The following is a 21,063-nucleotide window of genomic DNA, read 5'->3' as shown; positions in this document are numbered from 1 at the left end:
TGTTTGAAAGGAAGATTACATTGTCAAAAAAACTAAATGCATTTTTACAGGAGAACCTAAAAGAACTCCGTGATCAAGGACTATACAATGAAATTGACCCTATTGAAGGACCAAACGGCCCAATCATTAAAATTAAAGGAAAAGACCTTATAAACTTGTCTTCAAATAACTATCTAGGACTTGCAACAGACGCAGATTTGAAAAAGCTAGCGATTGCCGCAACTGAAAAATACGGCGTCGGTGCAGGTGCAGTCCGCACAATAAATGGCACGCTCGATATTCATGTTATGTTGGAAAAGAAGCTCGCTGAGTTCAAAGGAACGGAAGCAGCAATTTCTTATCAATCAGGATTCAACTGTAATATGGCGGCAATTTCCGCTGTTATGACTAAAAAAGACGCGATTCTTTCGGATGAATTAAATCACGCTTCTATCATTGACGGCTGCCGCCTTTCGGGTGCGAAAGTAATTCGCGTCAATCACCAGGACATGGATGACCTTCGTGCAAAAGCGAAAGAAGCAACTGAATCCGGCCTGTATGAAAAAGTAATGTATATTACGGACGGCGTGTTCTCAATGGACGGCAATATCGCTAACCTTCCTGAAGTTGTGAAAATTGCAAAGGAATTCGACTTGATCACTTATGTCGATGACGCGCATGGTTCAGGCGTTACTGGTAAAGGAAAAGGGACCGTCAAACATTTCGGTCTTGAAAAAGAGATTGACCTTCAAATGGGTACGCTATCGAAAGCAATCGGTGTTGTCGGCGGATATGTTGCAGGAACACAGGAATTGATTGACTGGCTGAAAGTTCGTTCACGTCCATTCCTATTCTCCACGGCACTTCCGGCAGGGGATGTTGCTGCGATTATGGGCGCATTGGACAAGATATCGGAATCTACAGAGCTGCATGATAAACTGTGGGAAAACGGTAACTACTTAAAAGCTGGGCTTAAGAAATTAGGCTTCAATATTGGTGCTTCTGAAACGCCAATTACACCATGCATCATCGGTGAAGAGAAGCTGACACAACAATTTTCAAAACGTCTTGCAGAAGAAGGCGTCTACGCTAAATCAATCGTCTTCCCGACAGTCGCTAAAGGAAAAGGCCGCGTCCGCAACATGCCAACTGCAGCGCATACCAAAGAAATGATTGACGAAGCACTCGTCATTTACGAAAAAGTTGGTAAAGAACTGAACGTAATTTCATAATAAACTAGGAATCCCGGATGGCTTAGATGCTGTCCGGGATTTGTTTTTGACTGTGAGGGATTGTCGCGAATTCATGGCAAATCGCAGAAACAGTTGAGAAAGGACTCACATGCCGTGAACCGAAGAAAATGAAAACGGTTCATTGTTAATGAAGAGAGTAATATCAACGAACAAGCACATACTTATACAAACAAAAAAAGCCCTACTAGGGCTTTTTTCATTCGTTAAATTTAAATTTCACCTCATTATATGAAATGCCACATATCGTTGCATGCTGAATTTATTTATCTCACCACTGTGTATCTTACGTTTTTCATTAAATATATTGGAGAAGTTTGGTAGTAATTGGTTGAGGTGAAAACAAGGTTGTCTTTTCTAGGAGAACGTTTTATAATGAATTAAAGTGATAGAATCAATGAAGTTATGAAAATAAAATATACGTGTACTCTCCATAAAAACAAATGTTTGAAAGCGGGGAATTTTTAATAATGAAAAAAATCATGGTGACGGGCGCTTTAGGCCAAATCGGTTCAGAATTAATTACAAAGCTACGTTCAGAATATGGCACAGAGAACGTCTTGGCAACAGATATACGTCACACGGATGTGGCAACAGAAGGTCCTTTTGAATTACTTGACGTGACAGATGCGAAAAATATGCATGCGCTTGCAAAGGACTTCGGTGCAGACACGATGATGCATATGGCCGCATTATTATCTGCTAAAGCGGAAGATGAGCCATTATTTGCATGGAATCTCAATATGGGTGGCCTTATGAACGCACTTGAAGTATCACGTGAACTGGACATGCAGTTTTTCACACCAAGTTCAATCGGTGCATTCGGTCCTTCAACACCGAAAAAAGATACACCACAAGACACATTACAAAGACCGACGACAATGTATGGTGTCAATAAAGTCGCTGGTGAATTACTATGCGATTACTATTTCCACAAATTCGGAATGGATACGCGCGGCGTTCGTTTCCCTGGTCTTATCTCATATGTATCTAAACCTGGCGGCGGAACGACAGATTACGCGGTCGATATTTACTATAAAGCACTTGAAGAAGGGAAATACACTTCTTACATTGCAGAGGGAACGCGCATGGATATGATGTATATGCCTGATGCGTTACAGGCGATTGTCGATTTAATGGAAGCAGATCCGACAAAATTGATTCACCGCAATGCATTTAATGTAACGGCGATGAGTTTTGAACCGTCTGAAATCGCAGCTTCTATAAAAAAACAGATTCCTACTTTTGAAATGGCATACGACGTAGATCCAGTACGCCAGGCGATTGCTGACAGCTGGCCAGATTCGATTGATGCAACAGCTGCTGTAAATGAATGGGGCTTCAAAGCGAATTATGATTTGGATAAAATGACAGTGGACATGCTGGCGAAACTAAAAACTAAATTGAATGTTTGAGATAACTGCCGCGGAAAAGTTTCCGCGGTTTTTATTTTGGAATGAAAGAGGGTACTTCCTTCTCGAACCAATCATATTTTACGCCAACCGATCATAACCATCCGCCAAAAAAGACCTTGCACTAATCTGCAAGGTCTTCCCGTTTCATTAAAATAAAAGATGTGCAACTCCTGCGATAATAGGCAGTGAAATGAGTGTGCGTAAAAGGAAGATGACAACAAGTTCAAAAAAGTTTACAGGGATTTTTGAGCCTAGTAGGAGTCCGCCGACTTCGGCCATGAAAATTAGTTGTGTCACTGAAACGGTGGCAACAACGAACAATGTCAACTCGGATGTAATCAGGCCATTCGCAAGGATTACAGGTAGGAACATGTCCGTGAATCCAACAACCATAAGTTGCGCCGCATCTGCTGCCTCAGGTATACCTAGGATGGACAGAATTGGTTCGAACGGTTTCCCTAAAATCGTGAAAACACTTGTATACTCTGCGAGAATCAATGCAATCGTTCCGAAAGCCATAACGACTGGAATAACACCAATCCACATATCAAGGACATTTCTCAGGCCCTCTGAAAAAGTTTTAACCATTGAACGACTGTTATTCGCTTTTGTTAACGCGTTTTCAAGCCCGTGCGTAAAAGAACTGTATCCTTTTGGTAACTTTTCTTCATCGCCTGTAAACGGTCTACCGTCAATGTACTCATCTTTCTTTTTTGAAAGAGGATAAATCCGTGGCATAATAAATGCAAGGATCAGACCAGTTAAAACGACTGTACCGTAAAATGGTAAGAAGTAAGCACCGAGTCCAACTTCTTCAATAATGACGATAGAAAAGGTAATCGACACAACGGAAAAAGTCGTTCCAATAATGGCAGCTTCTTTCTTCGTGTAAAAACCTTCTTCATACTGCTTACTTGTTAGCAAAACACCAATTGTTCCATCCCCAATCCATGACGTCAGTGCATCAATGGAAGAACGACCTGGTATTTTAAATAGAGGGCGCATTACTTTTACCATCATCGTTCCAAAAAATTCAAGTAAACCGAAATTTAGAAGAAGTGGCAAGAGAATCCCCGCGAATAAAAAGATCGTAAACAGGAATGTAACGAGACCGGTTTCACTTAGTAGCAGTCCACCCGTATTTTCACCCCAAATAGCTTCCGGACCCACTTGAAGCAAGGTAAGTATAGCTAAAGTAGCCCCTATAATTCGGACGATTGTCCAAAAGAGCGAGACTTTGAATAAATTTGTTAGAAAGGATGGCTTGATTTTGTCTCCTCGAATAGCCAAAAATGCAATCGAACCAAGTGCTGCGATAATTAGCGTAATTGTAGCGACCCATGGCATAACCGAAGCAATCGCTCCTGACAATAAATCCGCAAATATGGCAATTGGTATTTTCCAATCCCCGTTATACTTCATTGGCACCATAAACAAAAGTATGCCAAGAATCGATGGAACTAGAAAGTAGAACCATGTTGATAAAGCAAATTTTTTCATTTTATATTCCCCTTTTTGTAACAGTATAACATGTATATGGTGAATAATTATACATATAATTTTGTTTTATATCTTAATGAATAAAGTATATACTATTAGTACTTTTCAGTCTATTACTTTTGAAAAACCTTGTAGCTATCATATTAGTATGGATATTATTCTAGAGTATAAATAGTTTGATTAGTTAATAAAAATACATAAAAAAGAGACTGCAAAATCAAAGGTGATTTTGCAGTCTCTTTTTTATATATATATTCCTCTTATTCGAAGTCTTTATCCCATTGGTACGTATAAAAGTGCTCGAAATTCAGCCATTTTAGTGCATCTGGATCCTGCGCTGCTAATTTTATCTCCATCTCTTTCATCATCCAAACGGTCTGGGATGCATGAGCTTTTAGCGTTGCAATTTTTTTATCTGCATTCGCTGAAATATCGTGAACGACATCGGGTTTTCCAAGGACTTCAACGGTATTATTCGCAAAGGCGAGTGTATAAAGTGTAGGACGTTCTGTTTCGGGCATTCTTCGGACCGCACGCACAACTGCACGCGCAGTCGCATCGTGATCGGGATGGACAGCAAGCCCAGGATAGAATGTGATGACGAGTGAAGGATTCGTTTCTTCGATTAAATCTTCGATTAGTTTAACCATTTTTTCATCATCTTCAAATTCAACTGTTTTATCACGGAATCCCATCATTCGTAAATCGTCGAGTCCCATTGCTTCACACGCTTTTTTCAGTTCTTCTTTTCGGATTTGAGGCAATGTTTCGCGATTTGCAAATGGTGGATTGCCAAGGTTACGTCCCATTTCACCTAAAGTTAAGCAAGCGTACGTAACGGGTACACCCATATCTCTGTAAGACGAAATGGTGCCGGATACGCCGAATGCTTCGTCATCTGGGTGGGGGAATACGACAAGTACATGACGTTCTTTTTTAATCATAAAAAATGGCCTCCTTAATTAATATGTGAACGGTGTTTCGCTGATTTCAAGCGCGACTGCAAGTTTTCCCTCTGCATCGAGTCCTGCCATAAGCAAACGCCCGTGTTCGTCGAGTTTGTAATGAGTGATGCCTTGCGCATAAATCCATCCCGATGGCAATTTCAATCCGATGCGGTGAGGTGAATCGCCAGCCACTTTACCGAGTTCGAATTTGATAACGATATTGCGGATGAATGCTCCAGCGTTGAAAACACTTTCATTGAAATGAGCTGCATATGAGCCGTTCGTTGTTTCGAGATGGATGTACACATCTTTATTGGCGAAAGAAGTTATGAGTTCCTGTAGATGATCTGGTTTTACTAATTCCATGAATAGCCCTCCTTAAAACTGTAACCTTGCTTCTTTATAGTATATAGAAAAGGGTAGTTGAATGCGATTCATGGGCCTTGACGTGGAAAGTATTCGACGAACAGTGGAACGTAACGTAATTGCGGAAGTGTCGAACCATTCAATAAAAGTGTCCAACAAACCAAACATGAAAAAACACCAAGAGACAATCAGCATCTTGGTGTTTTTACTATTATTGAACACGTCTGTTGATTAACTAAACCGGAAAATAACTTGATCACCTACTGGGTGCTATGTATATAGTTCCATTAGGATTGCTTTGTATTGAATGACTTCTATACGATTACCGAGATGTCTGGATGTGTAGGGATGTGACTTTGTCGCATCCCTACACACTTTTTCCGGTAATCGTATGGTAGTCCTTCATCCGTCGCGCTCCCAAAGCATTCATACACGAAGTGCTTTTGGAGCTTTTTGGGACGAAGGAATAGCGGGCTTCTTACCTGGAGAAGAGCCGCCAAAGATGCAATTTTGGCGGCTGATTCTTTCTCTATGGTTTTTTCGTTTTTATAGTAAAGAAGTGTCACTATCTATAGGACGTCACATGATTAGGTGCATACTCTTTGCTAAAAGTAAGCACGGAACACATTGTACAACGTACTAGAGTGCCTGAAATTGTATTTTCGGGCACTTACTCTGTTTATAGAAAGTCATCTATTCATTTCTTTCAAAGCAACTGCATTATTAGCTTGAACATTGTAGGAACGCGACAGGCAATTATTTGCAACAGTATTACTGAAAAGAGTGTGGCTAGAAATGACGAAGTCATTTCTAGCCACACATGCCCCTCGGTAAAACTGTAATGAATATTTCGTCGAAAGCGAGCCGGAAATGGTCCAGTAAAAATGGAGGAATTCAAGCCCTTCTCACCAGTATTTTCTGCAAATGTATGGTTAATAAACAGACGTGATTATTGAAATAACTCTATTAAATTTCAGTCGTTGTGATTTCAGGTGCACCGAAACGGTTTTTCGCTCCGTGCATAACAGGTCCAACGTATTCGTTTAGTTTCCAGCCGTTTGCAATTGCAGCTGTGACGAATTTTTTCGCCTCAAATACAGATTCTTTTACATCTAGACCATTTGCTAGGTTTGCTGTGATTGCTGCTGCAAACGTACAGCCCGCGCCATGATTATAAGTTGTCGCTGTTTTCTCTGCTTCAAGAAGAGTGAACGTTTTTCCGTCAAAGAACAGATCCACAGCTTTATCGTGTTCAAGCTGTTTGCCACCTTTGATGACAACATTGCGAGCGCCAAGTGAATGGATTTTTTCTGCGACTGCTTTCATATCTGCGATCGTTTTCGGTGTTTTTGTGCCAGCAAGTTGTCCTGCTTCGAACAAGTTTGGTGTCACAATTTCTGCTTTTGGAAGAAGGAATTCAACCATTGCGTCTACTGTTCCGGGGTTCAACACTTCATCTTCACCTTTACAAACCATAACAGGGTCGATGACTACGTGACTAAGGCCTGATTCTGAAATCGCATTTCCTGCAATTTTGATAATTTCTTCTGTGCTAAGCATGCCTGTTTTAATCGCATCGATACCTGTTGAAAGTGCAGTCTTGATTTGCGCTTTCAAAACGTCGACAGGTAATGAGTAAACGCCATGTGACCAATTATTATCCGGATCCATTGTCACGATAACTGTAATTGCTGTCATCCCGTATGTACCGTGCTCTTGGAATGTTTTTAAGTCCGCCGCAATCCCTGCGCCGCCTGATGTATCGGAACCTGCGATTGTTAAAGTCTTTTTAAGCGTCATAATTGGTCTATCTCCTTTTTTGAATAAATTCTACCTTAATCTTATCAAAAGAATCGGAAATTACAATTGTTCGATGTCATCAGCTTTCATCATTTTATATATGGAGTATGTGAGCAGTGCTGCAATACTACAAATCACAGCAGCACCGAGAAAGTGTTTGCTTATAATAAGCCCGATTGCAAGAGCTAACATGACGATAATTCCACACCCAATTAAGATAAGGAAAACGACAAGTCCAGCGTTTTTAGAACGTTCCGGAACACGGCCACCGTGTTTCGCCGCTTCAGAAACTTTCTTCATTTTGTCACGCAATTGCATATCAGCCATGTCGTATCCCCCCATACAATCGTACCATGTCTTTCTAGTTGTTTGAAAGGGAACTTTCCTATAATGTTAACGTATAAGCTAGTGTCGGAAAAAGAGGGAAAGAGGGATGAAGTGTCGGATAATAAGGAAATCGAACGGTTGTTGAAAGAATTGAAAACTTCCAAAGAACAAACCGCGGTGACGATGGAAGAAGTAGAAGAACGTCCGCGCGGATTTTTGCGTGTTGGGAAAGTGGTTTTTTCAGTATGGAGAAAGTCGTCCATCGCAATTGCGCTCCTAATTTTACTGTTGATTGTCGCTTTGCCGTTTGTGACGTTCTTCATTTTGAAACAAGGGAGTACATTCACGGAACAGAAAGGCGCATACCTTGAACAAATTAAGGACTTGAACGAACTGGCAACTGCCGAAGCTTATACAAAAGTTATCATTGAACGACAAGATAATACATTGTTTGGACAAAGCATCGGACTCAATTTGCCGGGAACGAAACGGCAGTTATTGGTTGTTATTCCGGGATCAGTGAAAGCTGGTGTCGACATGTCCAGCCTTACGGAAAAAGATGTCGTTGTCGATTACAAGAAGAAAACAGTGAAACTAACTTTGCCGCCCGCTACTTTTTTAGGAGGCGCGGAAATTTATTTCGATAAAGTCGAAGTGTATTCCTATGAAGGGGTCTTTCGGGAAAAAGCGAATATTGAAGAGGCCTACGAACTTGCAGCTGAAGCGAAAGAGCTTATATTGGAAGAAACTGTAGGACAGGGTGTCTTGATAACCGCGCAACAGAATGCCGATAAGACCCTAAAAGAAATGTTTTCATTCGCGGGCTACGACGTGACGATTGAATTCAAGGAGCCGTGATGGATTGTGCAGAAAGAACTTTTCGGTAATGATTGGGATGAATTCTTGAATGATGAATTCGAGAAACCGTACTATAGTAAGCTACATGAATTCTTGAAGAAGGAATATGCGGAAGAAATGATTTATCCGCAGCTGGATGATTTGTGGACTGCATTTAAATTGACGCCTTTCAATGAGGTAAAGGTCGTCATATTGGGACAGGATCCGTATCATGGACCTGGACAAGCGCATGGATTAAGCTTTTCCGTGAAGCCCGGCGTCAAGATACCACCTAGTCTACGCAATATGTTCAAGGAACTTGTGTCTGATATCGATTGTCCGCTGCCGGAGGGCGGCACACTGACGGGGTGGGCGCAACAAGGCGTGCTCATGTTGAATACGGTGCTAACAGTAAGGGATGGACAGGCGCATTCGCATCGTAAACAAGGCTGGGAAACGTTTACGGATGAAGTAATTCGGCGTTTGTCGGAGCGAGAAAAACCAATTGTCTTCGTTTTATGGGGCCGTCCTGCACAAGAAAAAAAGAAACTCATCGATGTATCGCGTCATGCAATTATCGAATCGGTTCATCCGAGCCCGTTAAGCGCAAGTCGGGGTTTCGTCGGGAGCCGTCCGTATTCGAAGACCAATCAGATTCTTGAATCGTGGGATGAAACACAGATTGACTGGTGCCGGACAGGCGGCGTGCTTTAAATTTCGCTACCGCGGTGCTAAAGTTAACTTGAAAAGAGGTTGATCGCAAGTGGCAGTAAATTGTTTTCAATGCCAATATTTCTACGTGACTTGGGATCAGCAGAACCCGCGCGGCTGCAAAGCATATGGGTTTAAAACGCGGGAACTGCCATCGGTCGTCGTGAAGAAATCGTCTGGCATGGACTGTTTGCAATTTGAACAGAAGAAAGGGGACATTAAACAGTGATACCATACGACCGGATTATCTCGGAAATGGAGCGGCAACTAAGTGTTGCGAGGCGTACAAATGAGGACAGCACGATGCGGGAAGCGTTTGCTGCTGTCAGATCACTTTGTGAAGTTGCGCTTGGCGGGGAAAGTAAGCGTGAAGAGAAAATTGTTCCCAAAATGCTTACAACCGCTAGCGCTGTGCAGTCTATCACTTCGTTAGATGGTAAACTGCTTGAAGAAGAGGATGCAAACGGAGGCTCGCTATTTGATTTTTAAAATTAGGGTGTGAGTACCTGGCACCCGTCAAAGGAGTAGGAAATTATATGCCATTTTTCATTATTGCGGGGGCTGTTAACGCAGCAATCGCCGTCGCCTTTGGTGCATTCGGCGCACATGCTTTAAAAGAGAAACTATCCGAACACTATCTAGCAATTTGGGAAACCGCTGTACAGTATCAAATGTTCCATGCGCTCGCATTGATTGCTGTTGGTATCCTTATGAGTCCAATGCTCTTTGGGTCAGTCACGCAATTAAGCTGGGCGGGTTATTTGATCCTCGCGGGTATCATCATCTTCTCTGGTAGCCTGTATGTACTGAGCCTTACGGGAATCGGCATACTCGGTGCTATCACACCAATCGGCGGCGTTGCATTCATCGCAGGCTGGATCATGTTGATTATTGCGGCTATTAAATTTTCAAACTAAAAAATCTTCCGCCAGCCCTACAAGGCAGACGGAAGATTTTTTGAATTATTATTCCCGATTGGGCATCAAAGATAAATAACGGAGTAAAGTCTCTTTTTCGCGAGCGGCCACAAGCATTATGAAAAGCGAGTAATCTTTTTTCAGGGCAGCAATATCAAGTGCTTCGTAATAAGCCAGCCGTTCTTCGACTTGGATGGTCACTGGTAAATAGCCGTAACGTATCAGTTCCAAATTCATTAGCAGCCTGGAAGTCCGTCCGTTCCCGTCAATAAATGGATGTATATTAACGAATTTACTGTGTACTAGCATTGCCTTTTCAACAGGGTGTATGTCATTGGCATGCTTATACCAATCAAGAAGTTGCTCCATCTCTTCCTGAATGCGGTGAACAGGGGTTACCTCATGGGATGCCCCTGAAATAATTACTTCCCGAGTGCGATAGACACCAGCACTTTTTGTATCAATACCCCTTAACACGAGGTGATGAATTTCTTTAATCAGTCTCTCTGTCAAAGGTTCCAAAAGGATTTCTTCCAAAAACAGTATGGCATCCCGATGATTGATGGCTTCAAGATGTTCGCGCATTGATTTTCCACCGACGGTGATGCCGTCTTCTAAAATCACCTTTGTTTCATAGATGGTAAGCGTATTACCTTCAATTGCATTAGAATGGTACGTATTGCGAATGAGAAAGTCCTCTTTTAACTTCTGCACAGTTATGGAAGGCAGAGGACGACGATCATCTAGTTCTTTTTTTAGTTGTGTCAATTCGTCTAGTAGTAGCATCTGGTCATCCTCCTGTCTTCCTACGTTCTCTTACTCAAAATCATACAACTCCAAGTACTTATATGCAATTCCCCTTGTTTTATTAATCAAAAAAATCTTCCGCCAGCCCTAAAAGGCAGACGGAAGATTTTTTGAATTCAAGGAGCTTGCGGGAAATACTTCACTTCATTATCAAATTCGGCATAATCAAAATAAATCATTGGGAATAAAAAACGATGTCCTGTTGCCGAATCGCTTAAGATGACGTGATCACGGCCGGCTGCTTCTACCGTACCGCGTACCTCTTTCGTGTTTTTACCCGAATCTAGTGCATGCTCGAATGAAAAGTGGAATGTTCCGGGCTCTCCTCTGTTCAATCGTAATATATTTTCAATGTATGACTGTTCTCTTCCGGGTGGTCCGGGTGGTCTTCCTCCAGCTGGAAGCGTTACTTGCGGCGGTGTAACATGCTGATTCTGATAGGGCGGATTCCAATAGTATTGGACCATTTCTTCATCCTTTCTTCTTTTAAGTTACACTTTCGGGCAGTCTTGAACCGTTGGTGAATAGAAACAATGTGATTTGAATCTTCCTGTGTTCCATTGGTTATACCACTGAGCAGGGCATTCTCCGCTAGGCATGAAAAACCATAATGATCGCTCGCCTGGAGTGAAGCGTTCACCGTTGATGACGCGTTTAGCGAGTTTTCGATCCATCTCACGAGCCCTTTGATAGAAATAGCTCTTTGTTGTCGCTTCGAATCCTCCTGGTTTTTGATAAACCATATCCTGTAAGCTGCGGATATCATTGAAATCGAGACAATCCGAACGTACACGATTCACACCGACATTACCTACTAAAAGCATGCCTAATTGGCCATCACCTTCTGCTTCAGCGCGCATTAACCGAGCAAGTAGATCCAATTCAGCATCATTGTATTTGATCACTGCCACGGCCCAACCTCCTTGGAGAATCATATGCGCGGTCGGAATGAAACATACCCATCAAATACAAAAAAGCCTAACTGCAAAGTTGCAGTCAGGCGGAATAACTTACTAGTTAGATGTTGAAGAAAGCTGCTTTTTTATCGCCATCTAAAATCGTACCTACAAAGAATGAGCCGAATTCAGCGTAGCGTGCGCTTACTTCGTCAAAACGCATTTCGTAAATCAGTTTTTTGAACTGGAGAACATCGTCTGCGAATAGTGTAACGCCCCATTCGTAGTCGTCAAAACCGACAGAACCGGAAATGATTTGTTTCACTTTACCAGCATAGCTGCGGCCAATCAAACCGTGCGCGCGCATCAATTCTTTGCGTTTATCCATATCGAGCATGTACCAGTTCACATCACCGTCGCGCTTCTTGTCCATTGGGTAGAAGCAGATGTATTGGCTACGTTGGAGTTCAGGATACAGACGTCCCCGTACAAATGGGTTCTGGTACGGATCGTCAGTGGATTCTCCTGCAAGGTAGTTCGATAGTTCAACGACTGACAGGTATGAATACGCTGGAATCGTGAAGTCGGCAATTGCGAGTTTATTGAATTCTGTTTCAAGCTCCTGCAGTTCATCCATTGTCGGACGCAAAGTCATAAGCATGAAATCAGCTTTTTGGCCGATTACTGTATAGAAAGCATGCGCTCCGGTTTTGTCGTCATCTGTTTTTTGAAGTTTTTCAAGGTAAACAAGAAATTCCTCTACTGCTGCTTGGCGTTCTTCTTTTGAAATCAATTTCCAAGATGCCCAGTCCATCGATCGTAAATCGTGTAAAACATACCAACCATCCAGTGTTTTTGCTGCTTCGATCATATGAAATCAAACTCCTTCATTATGAATTATCTTCTTAAATGAGTGTAGCATAGAAGGCTGTAAAACGTCCTTTGCTAGCGCCATTGTCACGAATTTGACATGAAGTAAAACGCTTTCACCGCCTGCTTCATTGGTGTATGCTTAGAGCATGAGCGTATGCGAAAGGTGGGTATTTAATGGCTGATTTCTTTAATGGAATTAAAGAAAGTTTAAGCGGTAAAAGAAAGACGATTATCCTACCAGAAGGAACGGATATCCGCGTTTTAGAAGCGGCGTCACGCCTTCAAGAAGAAGGGCTTGTGAAGCCAGTTCTTCTTGGTAATGAAACCGAAGTGCAAGAAGTTGCAACTGAAGCAGGAATTGATATTTCGGAAATAGATGTCATTGATCCCGTGAGTGTTACCTATTTTGAACAACTAGTTGAAAAGTTCGTGGAACGTCGTGGTGGCAAAGCAACGGTAGAGCAAGCACGCGAACAATTGACGGACGTTAATTATTTCGGAACAATGCTTGTTTATACAGGGCGTGCGGATGGGTTGGTAAGCGGGGCTGCGCATTCGACTGCAGACACGGTACGACCGGCGCTTCAAATTATTAAAACAAAACCAGGCATTTCAAGGACGAGCGGCGCTTTTGTTATGATGAAAGGCGATGAACGGCTTGTATTTGCGGACTGTGCGATTACAGTTGCACCAACAGCGCAAGAATTGGCCGAAATCGCGATTGAAAGCGCCAAAACAGCGCGGGCATTCGGTGTGGATCCACGTGTTGCGATGCTAAGTTTCTCTACAAAAGGATCTGCCGTAACGGAAGAAACAGAAAAAGTTGCGAACGCGGTGAAAATCGCTCAATCACTTGCACCGGATTTGCTGCTTGACGGCGAGTTCCAATTTGACGCAGCCTATGTTCCCGAAATTGCTGCGAAAAAGGCACCTGAATCGATCATTCAAGGCAATGCCAACGTCTTCGTTTTTCCATCACTTGAAGCCGGTAATATTGGTTATAAAATAGCGGAGCGTCTTGGCGGCTACGAAGCAATTGGCCCGATTCTTCAAGGACTGAACGCACCCGTAAATGATTTGTCACGCGGTTGTTCCGCTACTGATGTGTACAAGCTTGCCCTGTTAACCGCGGCGCAAAGTCTATGAGCAGGAGAAATTTGAATGATATCATATGAATCTTTTTTAACTATTCCTGCATGGCGTTTTGTGGATGAATCCATGACAACACGTACCCGTTCCGCACTAGAATCATTCGCCGCAGACGATACGCTTTGCCATCTTGTTGGCCAACAATTGAGCGTGCCAACAGTCCGAACATGGGTGCACAATCAAACTGTCGTGCTGGGTATCCAAGATCATCGGCTGCCACATGTTACAGAAGCAGTTTCGACACTTGAAAATGCAGGTTATAACGCGATTGTTCGCAATTCAGGCGGACTTGCAGTGGTGCTTGATGAAGGTGTATTAAACATCTCAATTGTTCTATCTGAACTCGACTCGTCAATCGATATTCCGGCAGGCTATGAAGTAATGCTTGCATTCGTTCGTATGCTTTTCCCGGAAGCAGGTGACCGTATTGAAGCCTATGAAATTGTGGGATCGTACTGTCCAGGTTCGTATGATTTGAGTATTGATGGCCGTAAATTCGCCGGCATTTCACAGCGCAGATTGCGTCAAGGCATCGCAGTCCAAGTCTATCTTTGCGTCGAAGGAAGTGGGGCAGAACGTGCTAAGCTGATTCGTGATTTTTACGAAACTGGCTTACAAGGGGAAGAGACGAAGTTCACTTACCCAACCATTAAACCAGAAGTCATGGCATCCCTGTCAGAACTGCTTGACATGCCATTCACGGTGAGTGATATCGTTATTCGAATCCAACTTTTGTTGCGAGAGCTCGCGGATCATGTTGAGATAGGCGGCTTGAAACCAGAAGAAATGGAACTGTACTCCTTTTATTTGAACCGCGTCTTCGAACGAAATCAAAAAATGCTGGCACGCGGATGAAAAAACGGTTGTCTCCTCGAAATAGGGGCAACCGTTTTTTGATTCGATAAAAGCAACGTCCTGCCGAGTAGACAACGTTTTTGCCGAACTAAATAACGCACCGTTGAAAGTAAGCGACATCCTGCCGAAACAAAACAACATCCCGCCAAACCAAACAACACCTCGCGCAAAAACCATAGAAAAAACCGCCAATCAATGATGATTGACGGGCGGTTCTTTTGAAACTAGGTTGCCGTTTTGTTCCATCTGGAATACCGGTGCTGAGCGATCTGATTCATCATCTAGCGTGACGAGACGGCGAGCGCGGTTCATGATTTGAACAAATTGCTCGTAATCGGCGCGCAGGGTTTTATTCTCCTGCTGGAGTTTTGTAATTTCTCTTTGAAGCTGTTCTGACTTTTCATTCGCGATTTTAGCAGTTTGCCTCCAGCGAAGTGACTCGTTATCTCCCACGCCTGTGTGATGCATGCGCACAAGAAATGCGATAACTGTATCGAGAGAGAGTGCCGATAACGGAACGGAAATCTTTTGTTCTTCCTCTTGTCCTTGCGAAGGGCTATATAATTGTTGTCCCCGTCGTTTAAAATCTTTCCCAAGGACACGTATTGCTTGTTTGCGTTCTTTCTTCGCGTCCGATAGCTCTTTTTCATAATCACGTCTCACAACGGCGTTCCATCTGAACCCGCAAGCCGCTGCCGTTCTGTTGAGTGCATCCCCAACTTCTTCGAAAGCGCTAAGCTGTGTACTACCTTCGCGGACATGCCGCAATACTGTGTCGGCTAATAAAGTATCGTTTTCTTCAATCCAAGCATCCTGTCTAACTTTCACCATTTTCGTGCCTCCAGTCATATGTTCATAGTCTCTTTCTACGGTCAGTGTGGACAGGATTCCGTTACTTTATTCATAATGAAAAAAGCATTCTATCTCTTTTTCACTCAAATGAACCTTTTTCCATCTTCCTACGAACCATTTTTGCGATTATACTAAAGGGAATGAGTTGAAGGAGGTGCACGATGGAATACAAAGATGAAAAACTGGTCGAAGAAAAAGTTTTCAAAGATCCTGTGCATCGCTATATTCACGTGCGCGATAAAGTGATTTGGGACGTTATTGGCACAAGTGAATTTCAGCGCCTTCGTCGGATCAAACAGCTAGGCACGACATACCTCGTATTTCACGGGGCGGAGCACAGCCGATTCCACCATTCCCTCGGTGTCTATGAAATCGTCAGGCGCATCATTGACGACGGTTTCAGCGGCAGGCCTGAATGGAACAATGAGGAACGACTGGTGACGATGTGTGCGGCATTGCTGCATGACCTCGGACACGGTCCGTTTTCACACGCCTTTGAAAAAGTGTTCGATCTCGATCATGAACAATTCACGCAAGCCATTTTGCTAGGGGACACGGAAGTGAATGCAGTGCTTCGACGCGTGGCACCCGATTTCCCACAAAAAGTGGCTGATATAATCGGGAAAACCTACCCGGATAAACTCGTAGTCAGTTTGATTTCGAGCCAAATAGATGCTGATCGAATGGATTATTTACAGCGTGACGCTTATTTTACAGGGGTGTCATACGGTCATTTCGATATGGAACGAATTCTGCGTGTCATGCGACCGACAGAAGAACAGGCGGTAATCAAGTATAGCGGCATGCACGCAGTGGAAGATTATATAATGAGCCGTTACCAAATGTATTGGCAAGTCTATTTTCACCCGGTATCCCGCAGTGCTGAAGTTATTTTGACGAAAATTTTACATCGCGCAAAACAGTTACATGCAAGTGGCTATATCTTTAAACAAGAGCCTGTCCACTTCCATTCGTTTTTCGACAAGACGTTTGTACTTGAGGATTATATTGCCCTTGATGAAAATATATTAATGACGTATTTCCAGGTTTGGATGAAGGAAGAAGACGCGATTTTATCGGACCTTTGCTATCGTTTTATCAATAGAAGATTGTTCCAGTATGCAGAATTTGATCCGGCAACAGAATACCGGAAAATCGGTGAACTCGAGCAGTTATTTAAGGAAGCGGGAATCGATCCGGCCTATTACCTCGTTACGGATTCGTCGTCGGATTTACCCTATGATTTTTATGGCCCAGGTGAAGAAAACGAACGCTTACCAATTTATTTGCAAATGAAAAATGGCGACCTAAGCGAGTTGTCACGTTCATCGGATGTCGTAGACGCAATTTCAGGTAAAAGACGAACAGATCATAAAATCTATTTTCCGGAAGATGTTTTGGAAGCAGGAAAAGCAAAGAATCCTTTATACGGACGAATTTTACACATGCTGAAAGGTTAGGTGTCGATAAGTTGTTGCAAGAACACGCTAGAATTGTACAATTCATCTCAATGGCGAATGAAGTCACGGGCAGAAAAAAATTACAGAAAATGATTTATATCGCGAAAAAGATGAATTTCCCTTTCGTCGAAAAGTATGAGCTTCACATGTACGGACCCTATTCGGAGGAATTAACGCTACGCATTGAAGAACTGCGCGAGATGGGGTTTCTGGCTGAACAGTGCACGGACAAAGGATCGTACGTCCAATACAGCTACCAAGTGACAGATGCGGGTGCGGGTTTCCTGGAAATGGCAGATGATGCCCATGCAATGCTAGGAACCTGTATCGACAGCATGAACGTCAAAAGTTCCCGTTTTCTTGAACTCGTTTCAACATTGCTGTACTTCGACCATCTTGACAAGGATGAGCAAATCGCAAAAGTCCTTATCGTGAAAAATAAACTAAACTTTACTGCTGAAGAGATGACGGCGGCCTTTGATTTCATCAGTGAAGTTCAAACGTACGCAGTTCAATAAATGAACGCAGCCTAGGTTCGCCGCGTCCTGCGGAAATGGCTGCATGACCTGCATCCTGGAGGCCCAAGCGGAAAGCGTCGCTAAGCCCCGACAAGCGCTGAATGGCCTAAAATAAAGACGCTTTTTGTCTTTATCTTTAGGACAGAAGCGACTCGACGGGCTGACGCTTGGAGTCTGGACAATAAAGAAACGTCCCGACAATAATAAAAGGCTGTCCCATTGGAACGGAAAAGTTTCCGAAATGGGGCAGCCTTTTTGAATGTGTTGGATATTACGAAATCTCGAATTGTGGAGTATTTTTAATATGGAAATTTCACGTCTAGACTCCGAGCTCCTGACCAAGGCGCTTCCGCTTTTGCTTACTGATCGCTTAGACGTTTTCCAGCGACAGAGTAATGGCTTTTCGACATTTCTTCAATGATGACAGAAACATTTTGAGCAGGTGCACCTGTTGTTTCAGCGACGGCTTCTGTCACTCTTTCGCAAAGCGCACGTTTTTGTTCATCTGTACGGCCTTCCAACATTTTCACAGTTACGATTGGCATTAGATTTCCCCCTCTCTGTATATATTGGGTATAGTATACATAGTATCAGATTTGGAGGGGACGAATAAATGACAAATGAAAATAAACCGAAACAGAAATTGGGTTTCACAATTATAAAGGACGATCCGACTGACGGTCATGGCGGATACGGGATTGGTTCGTTGTCACTTGAAAACGTGTCGCCGGTCATTATCGATGTCGAAGAAGGTGTTGCACGGATTGAAATCGGTGCCATGCATGCTAGAAGTGACACAGAACGCGGGGTCAAGTTTACGCTAAATCGCGAAGACTCAGAAGGTGGAAAACCGTACTGGCTCGTCTGGGTTACAATTGACTTTCAGGAACAGGGACCTTATTATGCAGGCGTTACAGCGTGTGAAATGGTCGTTAATCGTGAAAAACGTCGGGGATATAAAGTGCTCGCTGATCACGTGAATCGGATGGATAAATCGATGAAACGGAATATCATCGTTGAGCATATGGATGATAAATCAAAGCAGATTTTAGCTGACTTCCTTGCAGCTCATAATAAGGAAATGTGGGATAGAAGTGAACCAAAACTGCATATTGATTTGAGTGTTGATTCGCCAGAGTTGTGAACAAATAGCGACAAATTCGGCATACTTCCCAATCTGAGGTTGAATGTCAGCCTGAAAGGCAGTACACTTAAATTACAGCTTGCAATTGTAAGCTAGGACAACCGGAATCGTGCATTTCCTGATAAATACCGTATCAAACAAACCCAAGCGTGATACATCGTTTAGCAGGACGCCTTGAACGGTAAAAAAGCTTTCCTTCCCCGAATTAATTTGGGAGAGGAAAGCTTTTTTGATTTTGATGACTTAGGAAGTGAAGCAATCATATCTACCTGCTGACCAATCATATCCCACGCGAACCGATGATAAACCTCAACCGAACTCACTCAAAAAATGAAAACGGAAACAGTTCAAACTTCTTCCCATCGGTTTCGCCTACTGAGCGCTGTTCCCGCAGTGTTTTATCCGTACATAACTTTTGAGGCATATCCTTCTCTTTTACATAAACGAGCCGCTGTTTCTCGCATTCATTTATCGCGATACCACCAGTGTCAACGTCGATGATGACACCGTTGACTCCTTTCGGGGGGATGAATGGTTCGGGTGGAGTGCCGCGATTGACGGTCTCCATGAAGTCGATCCATATTTTTTTCGACGCTGCTTTATCTGTCATGTCGGTCAGTTGTTTTCCAACGTCATAACCGGTCCAAATTCCCGCCGTTAATGAAGGGGTGTAGCCAATTAAGTATTGATCTGAAATCGTCGTCCCAGATTTTGCGGCATACGGTCTCGTTTGCTTTTGTCGCATGGATAATCCAGTGGCAGAAGAATAGTCGTTGAACACAGGATCGAACATACCAGTCATCAAATGGGTGAGGACAAATGCATCCTGCTCACTGATAACCTGTTTCTTGCTCATTTTTGGATGTTCATAGACCGTTTTTCCCTCTGCATCCGTTATGGATAGAATTGTCGTCGGGACTGTTTCGATACCGCCCGATGCAACTCGGTTATAAGCATTCGTCATGTCGGAAAGCGTGACAAGCGAGGTACCGAGTGCGGTTGCAGGAGATTCCGGGAATTCACCCTCGATGCCAAGACGTTTAGCCATTTTACTGAATTTCTTATAGCCGATATCTTCAAGCGTTTTTACTGCGTAAATATTATCGGAAATCGCCAGTGCTTGTGCAAGCGAGATAGGATGACCGGCAAATTTACCGTTCACATTGTTTGGTTCATATGTCGAGCGACCTTCGTCGTAAGTGAAAATGGTCTTTTCGGTCGATAAAAATGTCAGCGGACTGAACCCGTCTTCGAGTGCCGCCGCATATAGAATCGGTTTCATCGCAGAGCCAGGCTGGCGCTTTGCTTGAGTCGCCCGATTGAACGGACTTTCGGTATAATTCATGCCGCCGACGAGCGATGTGATTGCACCCGTTCCAGTTTCAATCGACATGAATCCAACTTGTAAACCGCTGTCCGGCATCCATTTTGTAATTGTTTCTTCGGCTGCTTGTTGGTGTAACGGGTTAAGCGTTGTCCGGATTGTCCAACCGCCCTCTGCGGGATAGCGCCCTTTCGCCGCGAGTACTTTTTCAGCCTCGCGCCACACTTCATCCAAAAAATAGGGGGCAACGCGTTTAGAGTCAGCCCATTCACGGTTTTTTAATGTGATTTGTTCGTTCGTTGCTCGCTCTTCTTGGCGAGTAGTAATATACCCTTGCGCCTCCATAAGTGACAGCACCAGCAATGTTCGTTCCCTCGATTTCTCGGGATTTTCAATTGGCGAATAAACTGAAGGCCCTTTCGCGATGGCGGTAATAACAGCGGACTCTTCCAACGTCAGATCTTTTGCTGACTTTCCGAAATAAAATTTACTTGCCGCCTCGACACCATACATGCCATGTCCGAAGTAAACGGTATTCAAATAACCTTCCAAAATGACATCTTTTTCATAAAATATTTCCATTCGATAGGCGTAAAGTGCTTCAGTGATTTTACGTTTCCACGTCTTTTCAAACGTCAAATACAAGTTTTTCGCATATTGCATGGTAATTGTGCTGGCACCTTCTACTTTGCGCCCCGATTTCGCATCTTTTAAAAGGGCGCCTGCAATCCGTCTATAATCAAAACCGTTATGGGTATAAAAATTCTTGTCTTCTGTCGCAATGACTGCATCGATTAGAAACGGTGACATGTCATCGAGGTCAACCCAGTACCGTCTTTCCGCGGAAAATCGGTCGCCAATTTGCCTGCCGTCTTTATCAAGAAAGACAGAAGCTTTTGGCACGCTTAAAGAAGGTGCGCCTGTAATTTGAGCATATAGCCTGAGCGATAGGAAGATGGTCAGCGTCGCCATTATCATCGTGACGGTTAGCAGCAACAGCCGTCGTAACGCCGAGCGTCTTTTTTTCTGTTTCACATATACTGTCCGTTGCATACGATCCCGTCCCGTCCATATCATTGCATCTAGTATGGGACGCATAGAAACAGATTAAACGGAACATGCGTAAAAACATGCAT

At 43.4% G+C, this 21,063-nt stretch carries 25 protein-coding genes; 13 read left to right on the top strand and 12 right to left on the bottom strand.

Going from position 1 to position 21,063, the window contains the following annotated elements; translation table 11 throughout:
- Nucleotides 1-20: 20 nt before the first annotated feature.
- Both H2672_RS00915 and H2672_RS00910 read left to right on the top strand, forming a co-directional pair.
- Nucleotides 21-1,211, top strand: coding sequence for a glycine C-acetyltransferase (locus H2672_RS00915; protein WP_186668013.1), 1,191 nt, complete (start codon nt 21-23; stop codon nt 1,209-1,211).
- Nucleotides 1,212-1,699: 488 nt separating this feature from the next.
- The gene (locus H2672_RS00910) at nt 1,700-2,644 is read left to right on the top strand and encodes an L-threonine 3-dehydrogenase (RefSeq protein ID WP_186668011.1); all 945 of its coding nucleotides are present in this window, start codon (nt 1,700-1,702) and stop codon (nt 2,642-2,644) included.
- Nucleotides 2,645-2,791: 147 nt separating this feature from the next.
- On the opposite strand, the gene H2672_RS00905 is transcribed toward H2672_RS00910, so the two are convergent.
- From H2672_RS00905 to H2672_RS00895, 3 genes are all read right to left on the bottom strand, one after another.
- Complete coding sequence (locus H2672_RS00905; protein WP_186668010.1) at nt 2,792-4,144, bottom strand: YjiH family protein; 1,353 nt, start codon at nt 4,142-4,144, stop codon at nt 2,792-2,794.
- 260 nt (nt 4,145-4,404) lie between these two features.
- Entirely contained in the window at nt 4,405-5,085 is a 681-nt protein-coding gene (gene bshB2 / locus H2672_RS00900; protein WP_186668346.1) for a bacillithiol biosynthesis deacetylase BshB2, read from the bottom strand.
- A gap of 21 nt (nt 5,086-5,106) precedes the next feature.
- Entirely contained in the window at nt 5,107-5,457 is a 351-nt protein-coding gene (locus H2672_RS00895; RefSeq protein WP_186668008.1) for a YojF family protein, read from the bottom strand.
- Nucleotides 5,458-5,518: 61 nt separating this feature from the next.
- On the opposite strand from H2672_RS00895, the gene H2672_RS00890 reads away from it, so the two are divergent.
- Nucleotides 5,519-5,692, top strand: coding sequence for a hypothetical protein (locus tag H2672_RS00890; protein ID WP_186668006.1), 174 nt, complete (start codon nt 5,519-5,521; stop codon nt 5,690-5,692).
- Between the two features lie 731 nt (nt 5,693-6,423).
- On the opposite strand, the gene thiD is transcribed toward H2672_RS00890, so the two are convergent.
- Both thiD and H2672_RS00880 read right to left on the bottom strand, forming a co-directional pair.
- Nucleotides 6,424-7,257, bottom strand: coding sequence for a bifunctional hydroxymethylpyrimidine kinase/phosphomethylpyrimidine kinase (gene thiD, locus H2672_RS00885; protein ID WP_186668004.1), 834 nt, complete (start codon nt 7,255-7,257; stop codon nt 6,424-6,426).
- 60 nt (nt 7,258-7,317) lie between these two features.
- Nucleotides 7,318-7,584 carry a hypothetical protein gene (locus H2672_RS00880; protein WP_186668002.1) on the bottom strand — a complete coding sequence of 89 codons (267 nt, stop codon included), beginning with the start codon at nt 7,582-7,584 and terminating at the stop codon, nt 7,318-7,320.
- Nucleotides 7,585-7,647: 63 nt separating this feature from the next.
- Here H2672_RS00880 and H2672_RS00875 point away from each other — a divergent pair, with 63 nt between their 5' ends.
- Genes H2672_RS00875 through H2672_RS00860 form a run of 5 tightly spaced genes read left to right on the top strand, consistent with a single transcriptional unit; the run spans nt 7,648 to nt 10,049 of the window.
- Nucleotides 7,648-8,442 carry a DUF4230 domain-containing protein gene (locus H2672_RS00875; protein ID WP_186668000.1) on the top strand — a complete coding sequence of 265 codons (795 nt, stop codon included), beginning with the start codon at nt 7,648-7,650 and terminating at the stop codon, nt 8,440-8,442.
- A gap of 6 nt (nt 8,443-8,448) precedes the next feature.
- A complete protein-coding gene (locus H2672_RS00870; protein WP_186667999.1) occupies nt 8,449-9,135 on the top strand; it encodes a uracil-DNA glycosylase in 687 nt (228 codons plus the stop codon).
- Nucleotides 9,136-9,184: 49 nt separating this feature from the next.
- A complete protein-coding gene (locus H2672_RS19475; RefSeq protein ID WP_370569570.1) occupies nt 9,185-9,361 on the top strand; it encodes a uracil-DNA glycosylase in 177 nt (58 codons plus the stop codon).
- Nucleotides 9,358-9,621, top strand: a complete 264-nt coding sequence (locus H2672_RS00865) for a YwdI family protein (protein WP_186667998.1) — start codon at nt 9,358-9,360, stop codon at nt 9,619-9,621. The genes H2672_RS19475 and H2672_RS00865 overlap by 4 nt, the downstream gene beginning before the upstream one ends.
- Nucleotides 9,622-9,668: 47 nt before the next feature.
- On the top strand, nt 9,669-10,049 hold the full coding sequence (locus H2672_RS00860) for a DUF423 domain-containing protein (RefSeq protein ID WP_186667997.1): 381 nt from the start codon (nt 9,669-9,671) through the stop codon (nt 10,047-10,049).
- A 48-nt stretch (nt 10,050-10,097) separates the two neighbouring features.
- On the opposite strand, the gene H2672_RS00855 is transcribed toward H2672_RS00860, so the two are convergent.
- The 4 genes from H2672_RS00855 to hemQ form a co-directional block, all read right to left on the bottom strand.
- A complete protein-coding gene (locus H2672_RS00855; protein ID WP_186667996.1) occupies nt 10,098-10,835 on the bottom strand; it encodes a Fic family protein in 738 nt (245 codons plus the stop codon).
- Nucleotides 10,836-10,972: 137 nt separating this feature from the next.
- Nucleotides 10,973-11,323, bottom strand: a complete 351-nt coding sequence (gerQ, locus tag H2672_RS00850; RefSeq protein WP_186667995.1) for a spore coat protein GerQ — start codon at nt 11,321-11,323, stop codon at nt 10,973-10,975.
- A gap of 24 nt (nt 11,324-11,347) precedes the next feature.
- Nucleotides 11,348-11,791 carry a cell wall hydrolase gene (locus tag H2672_RS00845; protein ID WP_222439266.1) on the bottom strand — a complete coding sequence of 148 codons (444 nt, stop codon included), beginning with the start codon at nt 11,789-11,791 and terminating at the stop codon, nt 11,348-11,350.
- A gap of 82 nt (nt 11,792-11,873) precedes the next feature.
- Nucleotides 11,874-12,623 carry a hydrogen peroxide-dependent heme synthase gene (gene hemQ / locus H2672_RS00840; RefSeq protein WP_186667993.1) on the bottom strand — a complete coding sequence of 250 codons (750 nt, stop codon included), beginning with the start codon at nt 12,621-12,623 and terminating at the stop codon, nt 11,874-11,876.
- A 176-nt stretch (nt 12,624-12,799) separates the two neighbouring features.
- On the opposite strand from hemQ, the gene pta reads away from it, so the two are divergent.
- Nucleotides 12,800-13,771 carry a phosphate acetyltransferase gene (pta, locus tag H2672_RS00835; RefSeq protein ID WP_186667992.1) on the top strand — a complete coding sequence of 324 codons (972 nt, stop codon included), beginning with the start codon at nt 12,800-12,802 and terminating at the stop codon, nt 13,769-13,771.
- A 15-nt stretch (nt 13,772-13,786) separates the two neighbouring features.
- The gene (gene lipL / locus H2672_RS00830; RefSeq protein WP_186667990.1) at nt 13,787-14,629 is read left to right on the top strand and encodes an octanoyl-[GcvH]:protein N-octanoyltransferase; all 843 of its coding nucleotides are present in this window, start codon (nt 13,787-13,789) and stop codon (nt 14,627-14,629) included.
- Between the two features lie 192 nt (nt 14,630-14,821).
- Here lipL and H2672_RS00825 read toward each other — a convergent pair whose 3' ends face one another.
- On the bottom strand, nt 14,822-15,460 hold the full coding sequence (locus tag H2672_RS00825) for an RsfA family transcriptional regulator (protein ID WP_186667988.1): 639 nt from the start codon (nt 15,458-15,460) through the stop codon (nt 14,822-14,824).
- 182 nt (nt 15,461-15,642) lie between these two features.
- On the opposite strand from H2672_RS00825, the gene H2672_RS00820 reads away from it, so the two are divergent.
- Entirely contained in the window at nt 15,643-16,941 is a 1,299-nt protein-coding gene (locus tag H2672_RS00820) for an HD domain-containing protein (protein WP_186667986.1), read from the top strand.
- A gap of 11 nt (nt 16,942-16,952) precedes the next feature.
- On the top strand, nt 16,953-17,459 hold the full coding sequence (locus H2672_RS00815; RefSeq protein WP_186667984.1) for a YwgA family protein: 507 nt from the start codon (nt 16,953-16,955) through the stop codon (nt 17,457-17,459).
- A gap of 359 nt (nt 17,460-17,818) precedes the next feature.
- Here H2672_RS00815 and H2672_RS00810 read toward each other — a convergent pair whose 3' ends face one another.
- Complete coding sequence (locus H2672_RS00810) at nt 17,819-18,004, bottom strand: 2-hydroxymuconate tautomerase (protein WP_186667982.1); 186 nt, start codon at nt 18,002-18,004, stop codon at nt 17,819-17,821.
- Between the two features lie 68 nt (nt 18,005-18,072).
- On the opposite strand from H2672_RS00810, the gene H2672_RS00805 reads away from it, so the two are divergent.
- A complete protein-coding gene (locus H2672_RS00805; RefSeq protein ID WP_186667980.1) occupies nt 18,073-18,603 on the top strand; it encodes a YwhD family protein in 531 nt (176 codons plus the stop codon).
- Nucleotides 18,604-18,922: 319 nt separating this feature from the next.
- Here the strand turns inward: H2672_RS00805 and H2672_RS00800 are convergent, their stop codons facing one another.
- Nucleotides 18,923-20,980, bottom strand: a complete 2,058-nt coding sequence (locus tag H2672_RS00800) for a transglycosylase domain-containing protein (RefSeq protein WP_186667978.1) — start codon at nt 20,978-20,980, stop codon at nt 18,923-18,925.
- Nucleotides 20,981-21,063 lie beyond the last annotated feature (83 nt).

It is taken from the genome of Sporosarcina sp. BP05, assembly GCF_014282005.1.
In the GTDB taxonomy this organism is placed as follows: Bacteria; Bacillota; Bacilli; order Bacillales_A; family Planococcaceae; genus Sporosarcina.
This window is presented reverse-complemented; position numbering and strand designations above follow the sequence as displayed.